A 19,180-nucleotide genomic window follows, 5' to 3' on the forward strand; every position below is an offset into this window, starting at 1 on the left:
AACGATTCAGGAGGCGCATTCTGCGCGCCATGCGCCGCCTCGCCCACGGCTGATTCTCCGGCATCGATGCCTGATTCTCCGAAGATGCCATGCAGCACCTGGCGCCGAGCGTTCATTCTGCGATGATCAGACTGTCTGATCCTCTGCCCAGGTCCATCATGCAACTGACCCGTCACGTCGACGCCAATGCGCCGCTTTGCACACTGATCCGCAGCCTCGCCACGCGCCCGGGCTTCGTGCCCACGCACCTGCCCCAGGTGCAGGTGCTGAGCTGGGACCACTATGTGGCCAGCAGCCCGCAGATCTACGAACCCAGCCTGATGATCCTGGCCCAGGGCAGCAAACTGGCGCGCCTCGGGCCGCGTACCCTGGAGTACGGCGCCGGGCATTACCTGGTGCAGGCATTGTCGGTGCCGTTCATGTGCGAAACCTTCGCCACCCCCGAAGCACCGTTGCTGGGCGTGGCGGTGGACATCGACCGCGGCGTGCTGGGTGAACTGGTGCAAAGCATGGCCCTGGCGCCGGATGCCGCTGTGCAGGCGCAAACCCCGCAGTCGATGACCTCGGCGGCACTCGATGCGCCGATGCGCGAATGCGTGGAACGGCTGCTGCGCTGCCTGCAGGACCCAGTGGACGCCAAGGTGCTGGGCCCGGCGCGGGTACGCGAGGTGCTGTACACCGCCTTGCGCGGCCCACAGGCAGGCGTGTTGCGGGCGCTGGTGGAGCAACAAGGGCACTTCGCCCGCATCGGCGCCGCCCTTGCCCACCTGCGCGAACACTATACCGAGCCGCTGAGCGTGGAAGCGCTGGCCGCGCGCGCCAACATGAGCGTTTCGACCTTCCACGAGCACTTCAAGCGCTGCACCGACATGGCACCAATGCAGTACCTCAAGCGCCTGCGGCTACTAAAGGCGCAGCAGATGCTGATCGGCGAAGGCCTGGGGGTGGCGCAGACCGCGCACCGGGTGGGGTACCAGAGCACCTCGCAGTTCAGCCGCGAGTACAAGCGCCAGTTCGACCGCAGCCCGGGGGATGAATTGCCGTACCAGAGCCTGCCAGTGTAATCGCCTGCCCTGGCCCCATCGCCGGCAAGCCGGCTCCCACAGGGACTGCACATGGCTTGAAACCGATGCGGTTGATGTGGGAGCCGGCTTGCCGGCGATGGGCTGCAGAGCAGCCCCGGCACTCTCAAGGCTTCATTGCCGCTCGACCATCGCCACTATTGCTGCCCGCAATTCGGCCTTGGCCTGCCCCACCTCCAGCTCCCCCGCGGCAGCCGCCTGCGACAAGGCATCCGCCGCCCCCACCAGCAGGCGCATGCCCGCCACCCCAATGTTGCCACTGGGCGAAAACCCGGCCAGCGCCTCACGGCATTTGTCCAGAAACGGCTGTTCATAGGCCCGCTTCAGCGCTTCCATTTCCGGCGAGCCGGCCAATGCCGCCGACACTCCGGGTATCTCCAGCCCCTGGCTCATCACACAGTCCACATACGCCTCGGCAATCACCCCGGCGCGGCTGGCCAGGCTAGCGTCACAACACGCCAGCGCCTGCTCCAGCATCCGCGACTGCCGTGCATCGTATTGCTGGTACAGCGCCACCAACAGCCCGGTGCGGGTCTCGAAATGGTCATAGACCACCGGCTTGGTCACCCCCGCCTGCTCGGCCAAACGCCCCAGGCTCAAGGCATCGGTGCCCTCCTCCCGTACCAGCTGCCAGGCCACATCGAGCAACTGTCGACGGCGCTCTTCGCGGCTCAGGCGCTTGCGCGAGCGGCCTTGATCATCGCTTGACATCGTTTACCTACCAAAAGTAACTTACTAAACGTAACTTACCTTGAGTATATAGCGCTCCGGGTAACCCTGCATCCCCATCTTGGAGAGCCCACCATGCATGCCCTGATCGTCGTCGGTCATCACGACCCGCAATCCCTCACCCATGCCCTGGCCCGACAGATCGCCGCCGGCCTGGCCAACGCCGGCCACGGCAGCGAAATCGCCGACCTGGCCAGTGAAGGTTTCGACCCGCGTTTCGGCCTGGCCGACCATGCGGTGCACCGCAGGCTGGCAGCCCCGCCGGCGGATGTACTCAGGGAGCAGGCGCGTATCGAACGCGCCGATGCGCTGGTGCTGGTCTACCCCATCTATTGGTGGTCGCTGCCGGCCTTGCTCAAAGGCTGGGTCGAGCGGGTGTTCAGCAATGGCTGGGCCTTCGATTATGAAGGGGGCATCACCGTCAAGAAGCTGCGCGGCATGAAGGTGCACCTGGTCGGCGTCGCCGGTGCCGACAGCGGCACTTTCGAGCGTCACGGCTATGGCAAGGCGATGCATGTGCAGATCGAGCACGGCATTTTCGACTACTGCGGCGCCGAAGTACTCAGCTCCACCCTGCTGGACGACAGCGAGGGCGCAGCCCCGGCAGCGCATCTGCACACTGCACGCACGCTGGGCGAGCAGATGTTCGCAGGCTGCGAGGCCATGGCCTGAATCAGCTTGAAAGCGGCCATTGCGCCAATGGCCAGTAAGCGCCCTTGCGCGACTCGTACAGTGTGAAATGGCGGGCGGCGAGGTAGAAATCCGGCGCGCTGCTGGCTTCTGGCGGCTGGCCGCGGTAATCCCTGGCCAGCGTCAGGTGCGGGCGATACTCGCGGTCGGCCGCTTCCACCCCCAACGGCAGCAGCGCCTGCTGCAAGCTGTACACCAGTTGCAACAGGGCCGGTGGGGTCTGTTGCGCCTCCAGCACCAGGGCGCTGGCCCGCTGCCACACCTGCAAGCGGTCCAGTATCAGTCGTGGTGCCGTGGCCGGTAGTGCCAGCTGGTCGACCGCCGCGCAAATCGCAGGCACATGGGCGGTATCCACATCGCCGAGAAACAGCAGTGTCACATGGAAGTTGGCGGCCGGCACTGGCTTGCCGCTGCGCAGGCTCAGGCCACGTCGCCACTGGGCCAGGGCGCGGCGCTGGGCATCGCTCACCGGCAAGGCGAAGAACAGGCGCTTGAATGGTTTTTCGATTCGTCCGCTGACCGGTGTCATCGTGCCGTTCCTCGAGATGCAAAGCACGTACTGATGCGTTGGGAAACCCGCAGGTCTGTCAGTTTCGCGGGCAGAGACCCAAACCATACGCTGAGGCCTCAATTCAATCACATAGATACGGTCATGAAACAGCACCAGCAAACACGGAATACCCAGCCTGCCATGCAAGCGCAACTGAAGTGGGGCCAGCGTGAATACGCGTTCAAGGCTAATGAAGTAGATACGAATATCAGTTCTGGCAACTGCTCGTTCTTTGCCCCTCATTACAAGGATAATTCAGAGAACGTTCATAGCTTCATAATCATGAATATCCCGGAAAGCCGCCTGGTAACAGGCGAATCCCACAAGATCGGTCCAGGCGAGAAAGCCGAGATCAACGCCTATTTCGGCTCGAGTTCGATTGGCCGCTCAGGCTGGGCGACCGAAGGGGAAATCCGAATTGTCCAGATGGATCAGACTACCAAGGCGCTAGTGGCAACGTTCCACTTCACCATCGTAGACACCATGGGCCAGGTCGATATCGTGGATGGCTCGCTGTCCTTGTCGCTGGCCGACCATGCGACGCAATACATCTCCGGCACCGGTTGGGTCAAGGCCAACCTCGACCCCGCTATATTCCCCTTGCTAGGCAACCTTGACGCTCAAACCATCAAATCCAAGGAGTTGGAGGACGGGCGCATCCGACTCACCGCAAAACAGCAAATGGACAACGCGACCCAAGGCATCATGATGCTGTTCAATCAGCAACATGCACGCCTGCTCTTCTTGATTGGCGGTTTGTACTATCCCCTGACCGGGGGCCGCCTGCAGCATGAGTGGGACATGGATAAAAAGACCCTGACCGCCGACTTTACTGACTATGTAGTCAGCTACCAAGGCAGGGACCATCGCATCACCGATGGCCGCATCGAGGTCACTCTGGCCTGATGCATCGCCATGCAGACCTTGGTACAGCGGTGACGCTTGTACCAAGGTCTGCCATCGCTGCGTAACATTCTCCTACAAAGCATCGGCTCGATTGTTTATGCTGGCGGGCTTAGCCATCACGCATGGCCATTACTTGACGTATCCGCCCATGAAAATCGCCTTAGTCCTCATCTTCGTCCTCTCGATCGCCTATGTTCACCTGCGCGGTCGCGTTCGCCACAAGCTGACCCGTCAGCTGGGCGACCACTCCAGTTTCCTGGCCCCGGTCAACAGCTTCCTGTACCTGTTTTCCAGGCACCCGGCCAAGCCTTACCTGCCTGTAGAGGCCTTTCCTGAACTGCAGACGCTGCAGGACCACTGGCAGGAGATCCGCGAGGAAGCCCAACAGCTGCTGCATGTGGGCGAAATCAAGAAGTCCGACAATTACGATGATGTCGGTTTCAACTCATTCTTCAAGACCGGCTGGAAGCGCTTCTACCTGAAGTGGTACGGCGAAAGCCACCCGTCGGCGATGACCCTGTGCCCACGCACCACCGAGTTGCTTAAAGGTATCGGCACGGTCAAGGCCGCCATGTTCGCCACCCTGCCGCCGGGCGCCAAGCTGGTGCGCCACCGTGACCCGTATGCCGGTTCGTACCGCTACCACCTGGGCCTGGACACGCCGAACGACGACGGTTGCTACATCGACGTGGACGGTGAGAAGTATTCCTGGCGCGATGGCGAGGGCGTGGTCTTCGACGAGACCTACATCCACTACGCGGCCAATACCACCGAGCACAACCGCATCATCCTGTTCTGCGACGTTGAACGCCCGCTCAAGTACCGCTGGGCGACCGCGTTCAACCGCTGGTTCAGCCGCAACGTCATGGCCGCGGCCGCCGCACCCAATGATGCCGGCGACAAGACCGGTGGCATCAACCGGCTGTTCACCCGCATCTACAAGATCCGCGAACGTGGCAAGGCAATGAAGAAGCGCAACCGCACGCGCTACTACCTGGAGAAGTGGGCATTCGTCGCGGCGTTGGTGCTGGTGTTCATCTACATCTGATCGGTGTGGTTGCGCGCAGCAAAAAGGCCTGCGCGCAACCAACCAAAGTACAAGCCTCACAATTTCCACTCTTCGACTAGCCTGAAAGCTCCACTCGCAACCTCCCCAAGGTGAAGACGATGAGCATGATGGACTGGGACGCCTACCGTAAGCAGTTGATGGCCGGCATCGGCGATCTCAAGCAGCTTTCCCCTGACACCGTGGCCGGCTACATGACCGCCAGCGGCGCAGGGGCCAAGACCAACCACCTGGACGCCAAGACCCGCGAGCTGATCTCCCTCGCCGTGGCCGTGACCACACGCTGCGATGGCTGCATCGCGGTGCATTCGCAGCAGGCCGTCAAGCACGGCGCCAGCCGCGAGGAAATCGCCGAGGCCCTTGGCGTGGCCGTGGCGATGAACGCCGGTGCCGCGCTGGTCTACTCGGCACGTGCCATGGATGCGGTGGGCAAGGCCAACGGCTGAGCGCAATTGGCGTCGCCGCCCTTGCGCGACGGCGCCGCGCCACCCAGACTTGGCGGCCCAGCCCTTGCAGGAACCCGCATGATCCACATCCGCCCCATGACACCGGAAGACTTCGAACACTTCTGGCCCACCTTCCAGGCCGTCGTACAGGCCCGTGAAACCTACGCATTCGACCCGGCCCTCAGCTTCGATCAGGCCCGCCAGCTGTGGCTGGAACTGCCCATGCGCACATTCGTGGCCGAGGAAGACGGCGCGATGCTGGGTTCGTATTACCTCAAGGCCAATGCCGCCGGGCCTGGTGGGCACGTGGGCAATTGCGGCTACATGGTCTGTGAAGCGGCACGCGGCCGCGGCGTCGCGCGCTTGATGTGCGAGCACTCACAGAAACAGGCGCGCCAGGAGGGCTTTCTGGCCCTGCAGTTCAACTCGGTGGTGGCCACCAATGAGGTGGCAGTGGCGCTGTGGCACAAGCTGGGCTTCGAAACCGTTGGCCGCCTGCCCAAGGCCTACCGCCATGCCCGCCTGGGGCTGGTGGACTGCCTGGTGATGTACAAGTGGCTGGCGGACGAGCCGGTAGTGGAGAAGCCGCCGCTGCTGATCGGGCGCAAGAACATCGAGGCGCGGGTGTCGCGGCGGCGCGGGCGCTGACTTCTTCAGGCCGCCCTGCTCGACGAAGGTCTATGGTAAAGTCGCGCCCTTTTTGAACATGCTGGGATATCGCTGCACATGACCCCCGTCCTCCGCTTCCTCAACCGCACCAGCCTGGTGACGCAGATCGTCATCGGCCTGATCGCCGGCATCGCCCTGGCCCTGCTCGCGCCCGCCATCGCCCGCGACATGGCCTTCCTCGGGAAGGTGTTCGTCAGCGCCCTCAAGGCGGTAGCACCCGTGCTGGTGTTCATCCTGGTCATGGCCTCGATCGCCAACCACCGCCACGGCCAGGAAACCCACATCCGCCCGATCCTCTGGCTGTACCTGCTGGGTACCTTCGGCGCCGCGGTAGTCGCGGTGGTCGCCAGCATGCTGTTCCCGTCGAACCTGGTGCTGAGCACCGGCGACGCTACGCTGAGCGCGCCGGGCGGCATCACCGAGGTGCTGCAGAACCTGCTGCTGAGCGCGGTGGACAACCCGATCAACGCCCTGCTCAACGCCAACTTCATCGGTGTGCTGACCTGGGCCATCGGCCTGGGCGTGGCCCTGCGCCATGCCGGCGAAACCACCCGCACCGTGGTCGAGGACTTGTCCAATGGCGTGACCCTGATCGTGCGCGTGGTCATCCGCTTCGCCCCGCTGGGCATCTTCGGCCTGGTCAGCGCCACCCTGGCCCAATCGGGCCTGAACGCCCTGCTCGGCTACCTGCACCTGCTGGCGGTGCTGATCGGCTGCATGCTGTTCGTGGCGCTGGTGATGAACCCGCTGATCGTGTATTGGAAAATCCGCCGCAACCCCTACCCGCTGACCCTGCTGTGCCTGCGCGAAAGCGGTATCACCGCGTTCTTCACCCGCAGCTCGGCGGCCAACATCCCGGTCAACCTGGCCCTGTCGGAGCGCCTTGGCCTGCATGAAGACACCTACTCGGTATCGATCCCGCTGGGTGCGACCATCAACATGGCCGGTGCCGCCATCACCATTACCGTGCTGACCCTGGCGGCTGTACATACCCTGGGTATTCCGGTGGACCTGCCGACCGCCGTGCTGCTCAGCGTGGTGGCGGCGGTCTGTGCCTGCGGCGCCTCGGGTGTGGCCGGTGGCTCGCTGCTGCTGATTCCGCTGGCGTGCAGCCTGTTTGGCATCCCTAGCGAAATTGCCATGCAGGTGGTGGCGGTGGGCTTCATCATCGGCGTGCTGCAGGATTCGGCCGAGACGGCGCTGAATTCTTCGACCGATGTGCTGTTTACCGCGGCGGCGTGCCAGGCTGAAGAGCGTAAAGCCTGAATTTGCCGGGGCCCTGTGGGAGCGGGTTCACCCGCGAATCAGACGACGCGGTGCATGGCACCGGCTGCGCCGGTGTTCGCGGGTGAACCCGCTCCCACAGGTGCCAATTGCCTAACACGATGGCATTACCTACCCTAGTGGCCTTTCCCCAGCAATGAGACAGGGCCATGTCAGAACACGAAACCGCCGGCGAAGGCCGCTTCAACAGCATCGAGATCCGTATTCTCGGCTCGCTGATCGAGAAGCAGGCCACCAGCCCGGAAAGCTATCCGCTGACCCTCAACGCCCTGGTCCTGGCCTGCAACCAGAAGACCAGCCGCGAGCCGGTGATGAACCTCACCCAAGGCCAGGTCGGCCAGGCCCTGCGTGCCCTCGAAGGGCAAGACATGACCCGCCTGCAGATGGGCAGCCGCGCCGACCGCTGGGAACAACGGGTGGACAAGGCGCTGGAGCTGGTGCCGGCGCAACTGGTGCTGATGGGCCTGATGTTCCTGCGCGGGCCGCAAACCCTCAACGAACTGCTGACCCGCAGCAACCGCCTGCACGACTTCGACGACACCGAGCAGATCCAGCACCAGCTGGAGCGCCTGATCTCGCGCGGCCTGGCCTTGCACCTGCCACGCCAGGCCGGCCAGCGCGAAGACCGTTACACCCATGCCTTGGGCGACCCGGCGGAAATCGAGGCGATCCTGGCTGCACGGCAGCAGGAAGGCGGGGCACGCAGCAGCGCTGGCAATGTGTCGGAAGAGCGCATCGAAGCCCTCGAAGCGCGCATCGCGGCGCTGGAGGCACGCCTGGCCGAACTGGAAGGCTGAGCCGTCACGGCTCGGGGTCGGGGAAGTTGCGGCAGCTCTTGCGCTCGGCCAGCTCCCGGTCACTGGGGCGCTGGTCGACGAACACGGTGCGGCCGTCGGCGTAGATTTCCAGGTAGCCCCAGTGCAGGTCCTGCTCTTGCTGCCCGGGTTTTGGGGGGACTAGCCACCAGGGTTCGCGGCTGATCAGGGTCATGGGTGTGATTCCTGAGGGTGTCTGCAGTAATCATAGACATCCTCGGTTATTGCTTTGCTTGTACCGGCCTCTTCGCGGCTAAAGCCGCTCCTACAGGGATCTGCACAGTTTGCAAAATCTGCGCAGTACCTGTGGGAGCGGCTTTAGCCGCGAAGAGGCCGGTACAGGCTTACGCCGGTGCCGAAGTGCGGATCAGGTGGTCAAAGGCCGCCAGCGATGCCTTGGCCCCCTCACCCACCGCAATCACGATCTGCTTGTACGGCACAGTCGTCACGTCACCCGCCGCAAACACACCCGGGATGCTGGTCTGGCCCTTGGCATCGACGATGATCTCGCCACGCGGCGACAGCTCGACGGTGCCTTTCAGCCAGTCGGTGTTCGGCAGCAGGCCGATCTGCACGAAGATGCCTTCCAGCGCCACTTCATGCTGCTGGTCGGTGGTGCGGTCCTTGTAGCGCAGGCCGGTCACCTTTTCGCCATTGCCCAGCACTTCGGTGGTCAGCGCACTGGTGATCACCTTCACGTTCGGCAGGCTGTGCAACTTGCGCTGCAGTACCGCATCGGCACGCAGCTGGCTGTCGAACTCGATCAACGTTACCTGGGCGACGATACCCGCCAGGTCGATGGCCGCTTCCACACCCGAGTTGCCACCACCGATCACCGCCACGCGCTTGCCCTTGAACAGCGGGCCGTCGCAGTGCGGGCAGTAGGCCACGCCACGGGCGCGGTATTCCTGCTCGCCCGGCACGTTCATTTCACGCCAGCGGGCACCGGTTGCCAGGATCACGGTCTTGGCCTTGAGCGAGGCGCCGCCAGCCAGGCGTACTTCGTGCAGGCCGCCATCGGTGGCCGGGATCAGCGCTTCACCGCGCTGCAGGTTCATGATGTCCACGTCGTACTGCTTGACGTGTTCTTCCAGCGCCGTGGCCAGCTTCGGCCCTTCGGTTTCCTGTACCGAGATGAAGTTCTCGATGGCCAGGGTATCGAGCACCTGGCCGCCGAAACGCTCGGCCGCAATACCGGTGCGGATGCCTTTACGCGCGGCATAGATGGCTGCCGAAGCGCCGGCTGGGCCACCACCGACCACCAGCACGTCGAAGGCGTCCTTGGCGTTGATCTTCTCGGCCTGGCGGCCGGCTGCGTTGGTGTCGATCTTGCCGAGGATTTCTTCCAGGCCCATGCGGCCCTGGCCGAACACTTCGCCGTTCAGGTAGATGCTCGGCACCGCCATGATCTTGCGCGATTCCACTTCCGCCTGGAACAACGCGCCGTCGATGGCCACGTGGCGCACGTTGGGGTTGAGCACCGCCATCAGGTTCAGCGCCTGGACCACGTCCGGGCAGTTCTGGCACGACAGCGAGAAGTAGGTTTCGAAGGTAAACTCGCCTTCCAGCGCCTGAATCTGCTCGATCACTTCGGCACTGGCCTTGGACGGGTGGCCACCGACTTGCAGCAGTGCCAGCACCAGCGAGGTGAATTCGTGGCCCATGGGGATGCCGGCGAAGCGCAGGCTTATGTCGGCTCCCGGGCGGTTCAGCGAGAACGATGGACGACGGGCATCGCTGCCGTCCGCGCTGAAGGTAATAAGGTTCGACAGGCTGGCAATTTCCACCAGCAGGTCGTGCAATTCGCGGGATTTCGCGCCGTCGTCGAGGGAGGCAACGATCTCGATCGGCTGGGTGACCCGCTCCAGGTAGGTTTTCAGTTGCGATTTAAGCGTGGCGTCCAACATACGGGCGATTCCTTTTTCAAAACTCGGATACAAAAACGCCCAGGCGAGGTCGCCCGGGCGCTTTTACGGGGCGGTAGGTACTTCAGCTTTGGCGGCTGGCTACCGCCCGCGACATGCGCATCGGCTTAGATCTTGCCGACCAGGTCCAGCGATGGAGCCAGGGTGGCTTCGCCTTCTTTCCACTTGGCCGGGCAAACTTCGCCTGGGTGAGCGGCAACGTACTGGGCAGCCTTAACCTTGCGCAGCAGTTCGGCAGCATCGCGGCCTACACCACCGTCGTTCAGTTCGACGATCTTGATCTGGCCTTCCGGGTTGATCACGAAGGTACCGCGATCGGCCAGGCCGGCTTCTTCGATCAGCACGTCGAAGTTGCGCGAGATGACGTGGGTCGGGTCACCGATCAGCGGGTACTGGATCTTGCCGATGGTGTCCGAAGTGTCGTGCCAGGCTTTGTGGGTGAAGTGGGTGTCGGTGGACACGCCGTAGATTTCCACGCCCAGCTTCTGGAACTCGGCGTAGTTGTCAGCAAGGTCACCCAGCTCGGTCGGGCAAACGAAGGTGAAGTCGGCCGGGTAGAAGAACACGACAGACCACTTGCCTTTCAGGTCGGCTTCGCTGACCTGGACGAACTCGCCCTTGTGGTAGGCGGTGGCGTTGAACGGTTTGACCTGGCTGTTGATGATTGGCATGAGAGACGCTCCTTCATGGGGTTGGAATCAGTTGATGGAGAGAATCCTAACCGCTGGTCCCGACAAAGGCTCATTGGCAAAGCTCATGCTTGTGATTGGTTTTGGCTATAACCGAGGATAATTAATAGAAGGGAATGGGCTGAGCAAAGGATTGCGGGGCATTCAAGGGCCCATCGCCGGCAAGCCAGCTGCCACAGGTACTGCGCAGGTCTCTGCACTGGTGCAATCCCTGTGGGAGCTGGCTTGCCGGCGATGAGGCCAGTGGCATCAGCGAGTGACCGTGCGCATGGTCACGAACTCTTCGGCCGCGGTCGGGTGCACGCCAATGGTTTCGTCGAACTGCTGCTTGGTCGCACCGGCCTTCAGGGCAACGCCCAGGCCCTGGATGATCTCGCCGGCGTCGGGGCCAACCATGTGGCAGCCCAGCACCTTGTCGGTCTCGGCATCGACCACCAGCTTCATCAGGGTCTTTTCCTGGATGTCGGTCAGGGTCAGTTTCATCGCACGGAAGCGGCTCTCGAATACCTGCACCTTGTGCCCGGCCTCCAGCGCCTGCTCCTCGGTCAGGCCCACGGTGCCGATGGGCGGCTGGCTGAATACCGCGGTGGGTATGTTCTGGTAGTCCACAGGGCGGTATTGCTCGGGCTTGAACAGGTGCCGGGCCACGGCCATGCCCTCGGCCAGAGCCACTGGAGTCAATTGCACGCGGCCAATCACGTCGCCAATGGCCAGGATCGACGGCGCGGTGGTCTGGTACTGCTGGTCAACCCGAATGTAACCGCGTGCATCCAGCTCGACACCGGTGTTTTCCAGGCCCAGGTTGTCCAGCATCGGGCGCCGGCCGGTGGCATAGAACACGCAATCGGTGACCAATTCGCGGCCATCCTTGAGGGTGGCCTTGAGGCTGCCGTCCTCGAGCTTGTCGATGCGCTGGATGTCGGCGTTGAACTGCAGGTCGAGGCCGCGCTTTTCCAGTTCTTCCTTCAGGTGCGTGCGCACCGAACCGTCGAAACCACGCAGGAACAGGTCGCCACGGTACAGCAGCGTGGTAGCCGCCCCCAGGCCCTGGAAGATGCCGGCGAACTCGACGGCGATGTAGCCACCGCCCACCACCAGCACCCGGCGTGGCAGGTCCTTGAGGTAGAAGGCTTCGTTGGAGGTGATGGCCAGTTCCTTGCCCGGAATGTCCGGCACCTGTGGCCAGCCACCGGTGGCGATGAGGATGTGCTCGGCGGTGTAGCGCTGGCCGTCCACTTCCACTTCGTTGGCACCGGTCAGGCGCGCATGCCCCTGCAGCAGGGTGACCCCGCTGTTGACCAGCAGGTTGCGGTAGATGCCGTTGAGGCGCTCGATTTCCCGGTTCTTGTTGGCAATCAGGGTACCCCAGTCGAAATGCCCTTCTTCCAGGGTCCAGCCGAAGCCTGCGGCCTGCTCCAGTTCGTCGGCGACATGTGCGCCGTACACCAGCAGTTTTTTCGGCACGCAACCCACGTTGACGCAGGTACCGCCCAGGTAGCGGCTCTCGGCCACTGCCACCTTTGCGCCGAAGCCGGCGGCAAACCGCGCCGCGCGCACACCGCCGGACCCGGCACCAATCACGAACAGATCAAAATCGTAGGCCATGTATTCACTCTCCTAGGCAGGCGCCCAGCATAACGCACTGGGGCCGCTTTGCGACCCTTCGCAGGCCCGCCCGCTCCCACAGTACCGGCGCAACCTTGAAGGTCTGCACAATACCTGTAGGAGCGGGCGCGCCCGCGAAGGGCTGCAAAGCAGCCCCAGTTATCAGCTTTGATACAAGTAGCGGCTTATCAGTAAGCCTTGCCAGTCTTGTAGTAGTTCTCGAAGCAGAAGTTGGTCGCGTCGATGTAGCCCTCGGCGCCACCGCAGTCGAAACGCTTGCCTTTGAACTTGTAGGCGATCACGCAGCCATTCTGCGCCTGTTGCATCAGGGCGTCGGTGATCTGGATCTCGCCACCTTTGCCCGGCTCGGTGTTGGCGATGATGTCGAAGATGTCCGGGGTCAGGATGTAGCGACCGATGATCGCCAGGTTCGACGGGGCATCTTCCGGCTTTGGCTTCTCGACCATGTTGGTGACGCGGAAAATGTCGTCACGGATCATGTCGCCGGCGATCACGCCGTACTTGTTGGTTTCCTGCGGATCGACTTCCTGAATGGCGACGATCGAGCAACGGAACTGGTTGTACAGCTTGACCATCTGGGTCAGTACGCCGTCACCTTCCGGGTTCACGCACAGGTCGTCCGCCAGCACCACTGCGAACGGCTCGTCGCCGATCAGCGGGCGGCCGGTCAGGATGGCATGGCCCAGGCCTTTCATTTCGGTCTGGCGGGTGTAGGAGAACGAGCACTCGTCGAGCAGGCGACGGATACCAACCAGGTATTTTTCCTTGTCGGTGCCCTTGATCTGGTTTTCCAGCTCGTAGCTGATGTCGAAGTGGTCTTCCAGAGCACGCTTGCCGCGCCCGGTGACGATGGAGATCTCGCTCAGACCGGCATCCAGTGCCTCTTCAACGCCATACTGGATCAGTGGCTTGTTGACCACCGGCAGCATTTCCTTGGGCATGGCTTTGGTAGCGGGCAGGAAGCGGGTGCCGTAACCGGCTGCCGGGAACAAGCATTTTTTGATCATATACGTCCTTACAAAAGGCTAGGCCTGTGGAATTCGGCGCAGTCTAATCAGGCGGCAGTCACCTTACAATGCCCTACCTGTGGCCGATCGATGGGAAGATAGAGATAACCCAGTGTAGATAGTTCCGGGGGATCGTAAATATTGCTGTCATCCATGACCGTTGGATGACAGGAAATCGGGGTTGCCTGTACTGGCCTCTTCGCGGGTAAACCCGCTCCCACAAGGATCACCACAGGCTCTGAATGCTGTGCAGTACCTGTGGGAGCGGGTTTACCCGCGAAGAGGCCGGCACAGGCAATACATCAGCTACCCGTGCCCTGCCCGATCAACACCCCATCGACCTTCTGCCCATACAGGTTCACCCCGTCATTGGCATGGAACTTTACCCGCGTCTTCTCGATGGAGCCTTCCACCAGCCGCGGGTCCTGCGGCCGTTCATGGCGGTTGACCCAGGCCGCCACATCCCAGGCCTGCTGGTCACTCAGGCTGCCCGGCTTGCCCAGCGGCATGTTGTACTTGATGAACGACGCCGCGGTGTTGATGCGGTGCATGCCGGCGCCCCAGTTGTAGGAGTCCTTGCCCCACAGCGGCGGCATCACATACTCGCCCGCCACCTTCTGCCCCTCGCCGTTGTCGCCGTGGCAGATCGCACACTGCTCGCGATAAACCTGCTGGCCGCGCTTGAAGTCGTAACCGCCCTTGGGTTGCGGCACCTCCGGGTAACCTCGCCCGGCGATCTCCACGCCAGTCGGCGCCTTGGTCGACAGCCAGTACGAATACACCGCCAGCGCCGTCATCTGCGGGCTGTCGGCCGCAGGCGGCTTGCCGTTCATGCTGAACTGGAAACAGCCCTGGATACGCTCGGCGTAGGTGTTGACCTTGTCGTTTTTCTTGCGGTACGCGGGGTACATCGGGTACGCCCCCCACATCGGCGCGGAATGCGCCAGCCGCCCCTGGTCAAGGTGGCAGTTGCTGCAGTTCATGCCATTGCCCACGGCTTCAGGCATCAACCTGCGGGTGTCGACGAACAAGGCATGCCCCTCGCGCACCATCTTGCCAAAGGCATTGGCAGGCAACTCGCTTTCCGCTGGCGGCACGAACTGCGGCGCGGCCTGCACGCCAGGCACTTTCAACTGCGACTGGTCTTCCATGGCGATCTGGGCGGCCTGGGCGCTGCCCATGGCCAGCAGCAACAGAGCTGGAATCATCGGTTTCATGGCGTGACCTCCTGGCCGGCGGGGCGGGCGAAGAATTCGGCGACAGCCTTGATCTCGTCTTCGGTCATGGCCTTGGCTACACCGACCATCAGCTGGTTGGGGTCATTGCTGCGGCTGCCATCGCGCCAGGCATTGAGTTGCGCCACAAGGTAACTGGCGGGCTGGCCGGCCAAAGGCGGGAAATGCTCGCCAACCCCGCCACCGCCCGGGCCGTGGCATTGCACGCAGCCAGGAATCTGCCGGCTCCAGTCACCGTACAGGGCCATGCGGGTGGTGGGGTCATCGGCGATCTGCTGGCGACGCAGGTCGCCTGTGGGCGCAGCCGGCAGGCTGGCCAGGTAGGTGCTGACCGCCTCGATCTCATCTTCGGTCAGGGCCTTGGCAAGCGGCTCCATCACTGGCTGCTTGCGGCTGCCATCGCGCCAGTTACGCAATTGCTTGCCCAGGTAAGCGGCAGGCAGCCCGGCCAGGCGCGGGAAGCCGACAGCGGCAATGCCCTTGCCATCCGGCCCATGGCAACCCAGGCAAGCCAGGGCGGCAGGGTTGGCCCCACCTTGGGTGAAGACTTTCTGGCCATCGGCGGCATGCGCCGCGGGCCAGGCCAGGATCAGCAGGCTGCCGATCACGACGCGACTCAACGGTGTCATCACGAATCTCCTTTTCTATTGTTATATGCTTAGGCCTAAAACATATAAGCAAAAGGAGCGTGATCAGTTGCCCTGGATCAACTACCGGAGATGCATTGGGTGGCTGCGGTGCGCACGTCGCCCAGGCGCAGCGGGAAGTTGTTCAGCCGCTCGTGCAGCTTGATGCTGCTGCCGCTGCCACGCTTGTCGATATCCACCAGCGCCGCCGGGCCTACGCCCGAGCTGATCTTCTGCGGCACGATCAGCCGCAGGCCATCGCCGCGCTGCTCTTCCACCAGCGGGTCGCGGGTATCGGCCAGCTTCTGCTTGACGCAATCGGCATACGCGCGCGGGGACTTGCCGGAGATCACATCCAGCGTTTCACGCGACTGTTCCAGTTCCGTAACACTCACACAGCCACCCAGCGTCACCGCCAACGCCGCCACCATCCACTTCATTTGCAGCACCTCTGCCTTCAAGAATCCGCTTCGACCACAGCCAGGCTGTTTTGCTCCCTGCTTTGGCAGATTTATCTACGCCTGGCGGAACAGCGCGGCAGTGTAACCCGACATCGTGGTATCTTTCGCCTTTGCAGAACCAATCCTTGCGGAGCATCACATGAAATTCGTACACCAGCGCGAGCACCTGAACGAGGACGACATCGTCGTCATCGAGTGCTCCCAGCGCTGCAATATCCGCCTGATGAATGACGCCAACTTCCGCAGCTTCAAGAACGGCGGCCGTCACACCTACCACGGTGGCCATTTCGACAAGTTCCCGGCGAAGATCACCGTGCCCAGCACCGGTTTCTGGAACATCACCATCGATACCGTGACAACCCGCCCGATCTCGGTCACCCGCAAGCCAACCTTGACCCACAAGATCAAGATCGTCCGTCGTTCATCGTCGAAACTCAGATAAGGCCACCATGACCCAGACCACCAAGTACGTCATCAAGTACAAGCTCGACGGCCAGCGCCGCTGGGACTTCGCACTGATGCCCGACGCCTCCCTCGAACAAGCCCTGGAAGCCCTGCGCAAGATTCACGGCGAAGACGCCGAGAAGATCAGCGACATCCAGGTCAGCAAAGCCTTGTAAACACCCGCCCCGCCGTACCGCTCGCCCGCGCAAGGAGAACCGCATGAGCCACTGGCCCGACCGCCGCATCCTCGACCTGCTGGGCATCGAGGTGCCCATTCTGCAGGCCCCCATGGCCGGTGCGACGGGCTCGGGCATGGCCATTGCCGTGGGCCTGGCGGGCGGTTTGGGCGCCCTGCCCTGCGCCATGCTCACGGGGGACCAGGTGCGCGCCGAGATCGCCGCCTTCCGCGCCGGCTGCCCGGGCCGCCCGTTGAACCTGAACTTCTTCTGCCACCAGCCGCCAGCGCCCGATGCCGAGCGCGATGCACGCTGGAAGCAGGCGCTCGAGCCCTATTACAGCGAAGTGGGCGCAGACTTCGCGGCGCCCACGCCGGTGTCCAACCGCGCGCCTTTCGACGAACAGAGCTGCCAGCTGGTCGAGCAACTGCGCCCGGAGGTGGTGAGTTTCCACTTCGGCCTGCCCCAGGCCGACCTGCTGCAACGGGTAAAGGCCAGCGGTGCCAAGGTGCTGTCCAGCGCCACCACCGTAGAGGAAGCCGTGTGGCTGGAACACCACGGCTGTGATGCGATCATTGCCATGGGCTATGAAGCGGGCGGCCATCGCGGCATGTTCCTCAGCGACGATATCACCAGCCAGATCGGCACCTTCGCCCTGGTGCCACAGGTAGCCGATGTGGTCAGCGTGCCGGTGATTGCCGCCGGCGGCATTGCTGACCACCGCGGCCTGTTGGCGGCACTGGCCTTGGGTGCTTCGGCAGTGCAGATCGGAACAGCGTACCTGTTCTGCCCCGAAGCCAAGGTCTCGCCGGCGCATCGCCAGGCCCTGGACAGCGCGCCCGCCAGCGACACAGCGCTGACCAACCTGTTCACCGGCCGACCGGCGCGCGGCATCAACAACCGCATCATGCGTGAGCTGGGGCCGATGAGCGACCTTGCGCCACGCTTCCCACTGGCCGGCGGAGCGCTGATGCCTTTGCGGGCGATTACGGATCCGCAGGGCAATACCGATTTCAGCAACCTGTGGTCGGGGCAAGCGCTGCGGCTGGGCAGGCATATGCCGGCGGGCGAGCTGACCCGGGAGATTGCCGAAAAGGCGCTGGCCGTGGTCGGCCGCCAGGCTTCTGCATAAGCAGGTCTGGCCTCTTCGCGGGTGAACCCGCTCCCACAATTCGAATATTGGGGGGCCCCTGTGGGAGCGGGTTTACCCGCGAAAGGGCCTGGCCTGCTTACGCATTACCTTGCCCCTTCCCGGCCCGCGGCCTATCGCTATATAGTTCAGGCTATAACGATAACCCCCAAGGAACTGTCTTCATGCGTATCCGCCCGTCCCACCTGGCTGCCACCGCCCTGGCCAGCCTGCTCGCCTTCAACACTGCCTGGGCCGATGAAGTCCAGGTCGCGGTCGCAGCGAACTTCACAGCCCCCATCCAGGCCATTGCCAAGGACTTCGAAAAAGACACCGGCCACAAGCTGGTCGCCGCCTATGGCGCCACCGGCCAGTTCTACACACAAATCAAGAACGGGGCGCCGTTCGAGGTATTCCTGGCTGCCGACGACAGCACCCCGGCCAAGCTCGAGCAGGAAAAGGCCATTGTCCCGGGCTCGCGCTTCACCTACGCCATCGGCACCCTGGCCCTGTGGTCGGCCACGCCCGGCTATGTCGACGCCAACGGCGAAGTGCTGAAGAAGAACCAGTTCAAGCACCTGTCCATCGCCAACCCGAAAACCGCTCCCTACGGCCTGGCCGCCACCCAGGTGCTGGGCAAGCTGAAGCTGACCGAAGCCACCAAGCCCAAGCTGGTCGAAGGTCAGAACATCACCCAGGCGTTCCAGTTCGTCTCCACCGGCAACGCCGAGCTGGGCTTTGTCGCCCTGTCGCAAATCTACAAGGACGGCAAGGTCGAAAGCGGTTCGGCCTGGATCGTTCCCTCCTCCCTGCACGAGCCCATCCGCCAGGACGCGGTAATCCTCGAAAAAGGCAAGGACAACCCCGCCGCCAAGGCCCTGGTCGATTACCTGAAAGGCCCGAAAGCCGCGGCTGTGATCAAATCCTACGGTTATGAAATCTGATGCCACTGGACGCCAGTGACCTGGGTGCCATCTGGCTGACCGTGAAACTGGCCAGCCTGACCACCCTGATCCTGCTGATCGTCGGCACGCCCATCGCCTGGTGGCTGGCGCGCACGCGCTCGTGGCTGCGCGGGCCGGTGGGCGCGGTAGTGGCCTTGCCGCTGGTGCTGCCACCCACGGTGATCGGCTTCTACCTGCTGATTGCCCTCGGCCCGCATGGCTGGTTGGGCCAGGCGACCCAGGCGCTGGGCCTGGGCAGCGTGGTGTTCAGTTTCACCGGCCTGGTGATCGGCTCGGTGATCTATTCCATGCCGTTCGTGGTCCAGCCGCTGCAGAACGCCTTCGGCGCCATTGGCCAGCGCCCTCTGGAAGTGGCTGCCACACTGCGCGCCAGCCCCTGGGACACCTTCGTCCACGTGGTGCTGCCGTTGGCCCGCCCGGGCTTCATCACCGCCAGCATCCTCGGTTTCGCCCACACCGTGGGCGAGTTCGGCGTGGTGTTGATGATTGGCGGCAATATCCCCGACAAGACACGCGTGGTCTCGGTGCAGATCTTCGACCATGTCGAGGCCATGGCCTATTCGCAAGCACACTGGCTGGCAGGTGCCATGCTGGTGTTCTCGTTCCTGGTGCTGCTCCTGCTGTACGCTGGGCGCCGCGGCAAGGCTGGCTGGAGCTGAT

Annotated in this window: 23 protein-coding genes; 13 read left to right on the top strand and 10 right to left on the bottom strand. The window is 63.2% G+C overall.

Features of this window, described 5'->3' with window-relative positions; all coding sequences use genetic code 11:
• The first annotated feature begins 158 nt into the window (after nt 1–158).
• Entirely contained in the window at nt 159–1,064 is a 906-nt protein-coding gene (locus tag CAG46_RS09810) for an AraC family transcriptional regulator (protein WP_054572090.1), read from the top strand.
• A gap of 132 nt (nt 1,065–1,196) precedes the next feature.
• On the opposite strand, the gene CAG46_RS09815 is transcribed toward CAG46_RS09810, so the two are convergent.
• A complete protein-coding gene (locus tag CAG46_RS09815; protein ID WP_054572091.1) occupies nt 1,197–1,793 on the bottom strand; it encodes a TetR/AcrR family transcriptional regulator in 597 nt (198 codons plus the stop codon).
• A gap of 93 nt (nt 1,794–1,886) precedes the next feature.
• Between CAG46_RS09815 and CAG46_RS09820 the strand changes: the two genes are divergently transcribed.
• The gene (locus tag CAG46_RS09820) at nt 1,887–2,483 is read left to right on the top strand and encodes an NAD(P)H-dependent oxidoreductase (RefSeq protein ID WP_085615126.1); all 597 of its coding nucleotides are present in this window, start codon (nt 1,887–1,889) and stop codon (nt 2,481–2,483) included.
• Nucleotide 2,484: 1 nt separating this feature from the next.
• Here the strand turns inward: CAG46_RS09820 and thpR are convergent, their stop codons facing one another.
• Nucleotides 2,485–3,030, bottom strand: a complete 546-nt coding sequence (gene thpR, locus CAG46_RS09825) for an RNA 2',3'-cyclic phosphodiesterase (protein WP_085615124.1) — start codon at nt 3,028–3,030, stop codon at nt 2,485–2,487.
• A 123-nt stretch (nt 3,031–3,153) separates the two neighbouring features.
• On the opposite strand from thpR, the gene CAG46_RS09830 reads away from it, so the two are divergent.
• The 6 genes from CAG46_RS09830 to CAG46_RS09855 all read left to right on the top strand — a co-directional run bounded on the left by CAG46_RS09830 (nt 3,154) and on the right by CAG46_RS09855 (nt 8,219).
• The gene (locus CAG46_RS09830; protein ID WP_085615122.1) at nt 3,154–3,957 is read left to right on the top strand and encodes a hypothetical protein; all 804 of its coding nucleotides are present in this window, start codon (nt 3,154–3,156) and stop codon (nt 3,955–3,957) included.
• Nucleotides 3,958–4,105: 148 nt separating this feature from the next.
• Entirely contained in the window at nt 4,106–5,005 is a 900-nt protein-coding gene (gene lpxO / locus CAG46_RS09835; protein ID WP_013973173.1) for a lipid A hydroxylase LpxO, read from the top strand.
• A gap of 119 nt (nt 5,006–5,124) precedes the next feature.
• On the top strand, nt 5,125–5,469 hold the full coding sequence (locus CAG46_RS09840) for a carboxymuconolactone decarboxylase family protein (protein ID WP_013973174.1): 345 nt from the start codon (nt 5,125–5,127) through the stop codon (nt 5,467–5,469).
• 78 nt (nt 5,470–5,547) lie between these two features.
• Nucleotides 5,548–6,117 carry a GNAT family N-acetyltransferase gene (locus CAG46_RS09845; RefSeq protein WP_085615120.1) on the top strand — a complete coding sequence of 190 codons (570 nt, stop codon included), beginning with the start codon at nt 5,548–5,550 and terminating at the stop codon, nt 6,115–6,117.
• 78 nt (nt 6,118–6,195) lie between these two features.
• Nucleotides 6,196–7,404, top strand: coding sequence for a serine/threonine transporter SstT (gene sstT, locus CAG46_RS09850; RefSeq protein WP_075045610.1), 1,209 nt, complete (start codon nt 6,196–6,198; stop codon nt 7,402–7,404).
• Nucleotides 7,405–7,571: 167 nt separating this feature from the next.
• Nucleotides 7,572–8,219 (top strand): YceH family protein, encoded by a 648-nt coding sequence (locus CAG46_RS09855; RefSeq protein ID WP_085615119.1) that lies wholly within the window; start codon nt 7,572–7,574, stop codon nt 8,217–8,219.
• Between the two features lie 4 nt (nt 8,220–8,223).
• Here the strand turns inward: CAG46_RS09855 and CAG46_RS09860 are convergent, their stop codons facing one another.
• From CAG46_RS09860 to CAG46_RS09895, 8 genes are all read right to left on the bottom strand, one after another.
• Nucleotides 8,224–8,412, bottom strand: coding sequence for a hypothetical protein (locus CAG46_RS09860; protein ID WP_013973178.1), 189 nt, complete (start codon nt 8,410–8,412; stop codon nt 8,224–8,226).
• A 169-nt stretch (nt 8,413–8,581) separates the two neighbouring features.
• On the bottom strand, nt 8,582–10,144 hold the full coding sequence (gene ahpF / locus CAG46_RS09865; RefSeq protein ID WP_075045611.1) for an alkyl hydroperoxide reductase subunit F: 1,563 nt from the start codon (nt 10,142–10,144) through the stop codon (nt 8,582–8,584).
• Nucleotides 10,145–10,269: 125 nt separating this feature from the next.
• On the bottom strand, nt 10,270–10,833 hold the full coding sequence (gene ahpC / locus CAG46_RS09870; protein ID WP_004375926.1) for an alkyl hydroperoxide reductase subunit C: 564 nt from the start codon (nt 10,831–10,833) through the stop codon (nt 10,270–10,272).
• Nucleotides 10,834–11,100: 267 nt separating this feature from the next.
• On the bottom strand, nt 11,101–12,456 hold the full coding sequence (gorA, locus tag CAG46_RS09875; protein ID WP_085615117.1) for a glutathione-disulfide reductase: 1,356 nt from the start codon (nt 12,454–12,456) through the stop codon (nt 11,101–11,103).
• 188 nt (nt 12,457–12,644) lie between these two features.
• The gene (galU, locus tag CAG46_RS09880) at nt 12,645–13,484 is read right to left on the bottom strand and encodes a UTP--glucose-1-phosphate uridylyltransferase GalU (RefSeq protein WP_085590936.1); all 840 of its coding nucleotides are present in this window, start codon (nt 13,482–13,484) and stop codon (nt 12,645–12,647) included.
• A gap of 302 nt (nt 13,485–13,786) precedes the next feature.
• A complete protein-coding gene (locus tag CAG46_RS09885) occupies nt 13,787–14,701 on the bottom strand; it encodes a c-type cytochrome (RefSeq protein ID WP_085615113.1) in 915 nt (304 codons plus the stop codon).
• The gene (locus CAG46_RS09890; protein ID WP_085615111.1) at nt 14,698–15,348 is read right to left on the bottom strand and encodes a cytochrome c; all 651 of its coding nucleotides are present in this window, start codon (nt 15,346–15,348) and stop codon (nt 14,698–14,700) included. Before CAG46_RS09890 ends, CAG46_RS09885 begins: the two co-directional genes overlap by 4 nt.
• Before the next feature lie 77 nt (nt 15,349–15,425).
• Nucleotides 15,426–15,785, bottom strand: coding sequence for a hypothetical protein (locus CAG46_RS09895; RefSeq protein ID WP_025339668.1), 360 nt, complete (start codon nt 15,783–15,785; stop codon nt 15,426–15,428).
• Nucleotides 15,786–15,945: 160 nt separating this feature from the next.
• Between CAG46_RS09895 and CAG46_RS09900 the strand changes: the two genes are divergently transcribed.
• From CAG46_RS09900 to modB, 5 genes are all read left to right on the top strand, one after another.
• Nucleotides 15,946–16,248, top strand: a complete 303-nt coding sequence (locus CAG46_RS09900; protein WP_004375922.1) for a DUF1883 domain-containing protein — start codon at nt 15,946–15,948, stop codon at nt 16,246–16,248.
• 7 nt (nt 16,249–16,255) lie between these two features.
• Nucleotides 16,256–16,426 carry a hypothetical protein gene (locus CAG46_RS28890; RefSeq protein ID WP_013973186.1) on the top strand — a complete coding sequence of 57 codons (171 nt, stop codon included), beginning with the start codon at nt 16,256–16,258 and terminating at the stop codon, nt 16,424–16,426.
• Between the two features lie 43 nt (nt 16,427–16,469).
• Nucleotides 16,470–17,558, top strand: coding sequence for a nitronate monooxygenase family protein (locus CAG46_RS09905; RefSeq protein WP_085615109.1), 1,089 nt, complete (start codon nt 16,470–16,472; stop codon nt 17,556–17,558).
• 182 nt (nt 17,559–17,740) lie between these two features.
• The gene (gene modA, locus CAG46_RS09910; protein ID WP_085615107.1) at nt 17,741–18,499 is read left to right on the top strand and encodes a molybdate ABC transporter substrate-binding protein; all 759 of its coding nucleotides are present in this window, start codon (nt 17,741–17,743) and stop codon (nt 18,497–18,499) included.
• A complete protein-coding gene (gene modB, locus CAG46_RS09915; RefSeq protein ID WP_025339672.1) occupies nt 18,499–19,179 on the top strand; it encodes a molybdate ABC transporter permease subunit in 681 nt (226 codons plus the stop codon). The genes modA and modB overlap by 1 nt, the downstream gene beginning before the upstream one ends.
• The last annotated feature ends 1 nt before the right edge of the window (nt 19,180 follow it).

Origin of the sequence: Pseudomonas sp. B23(2017) (genome assembly GCF_002113725.1) — a bacterium.
In the GTDB taxonomy this organism is placed as follows: domain Bacteria; phylum Pseudomonadota; class Gammaproteobacteria; order Pseudomonadales; family Pseudomonadaceae; genus Aquipseudomonas; species Aquipseudomonas putida_Z.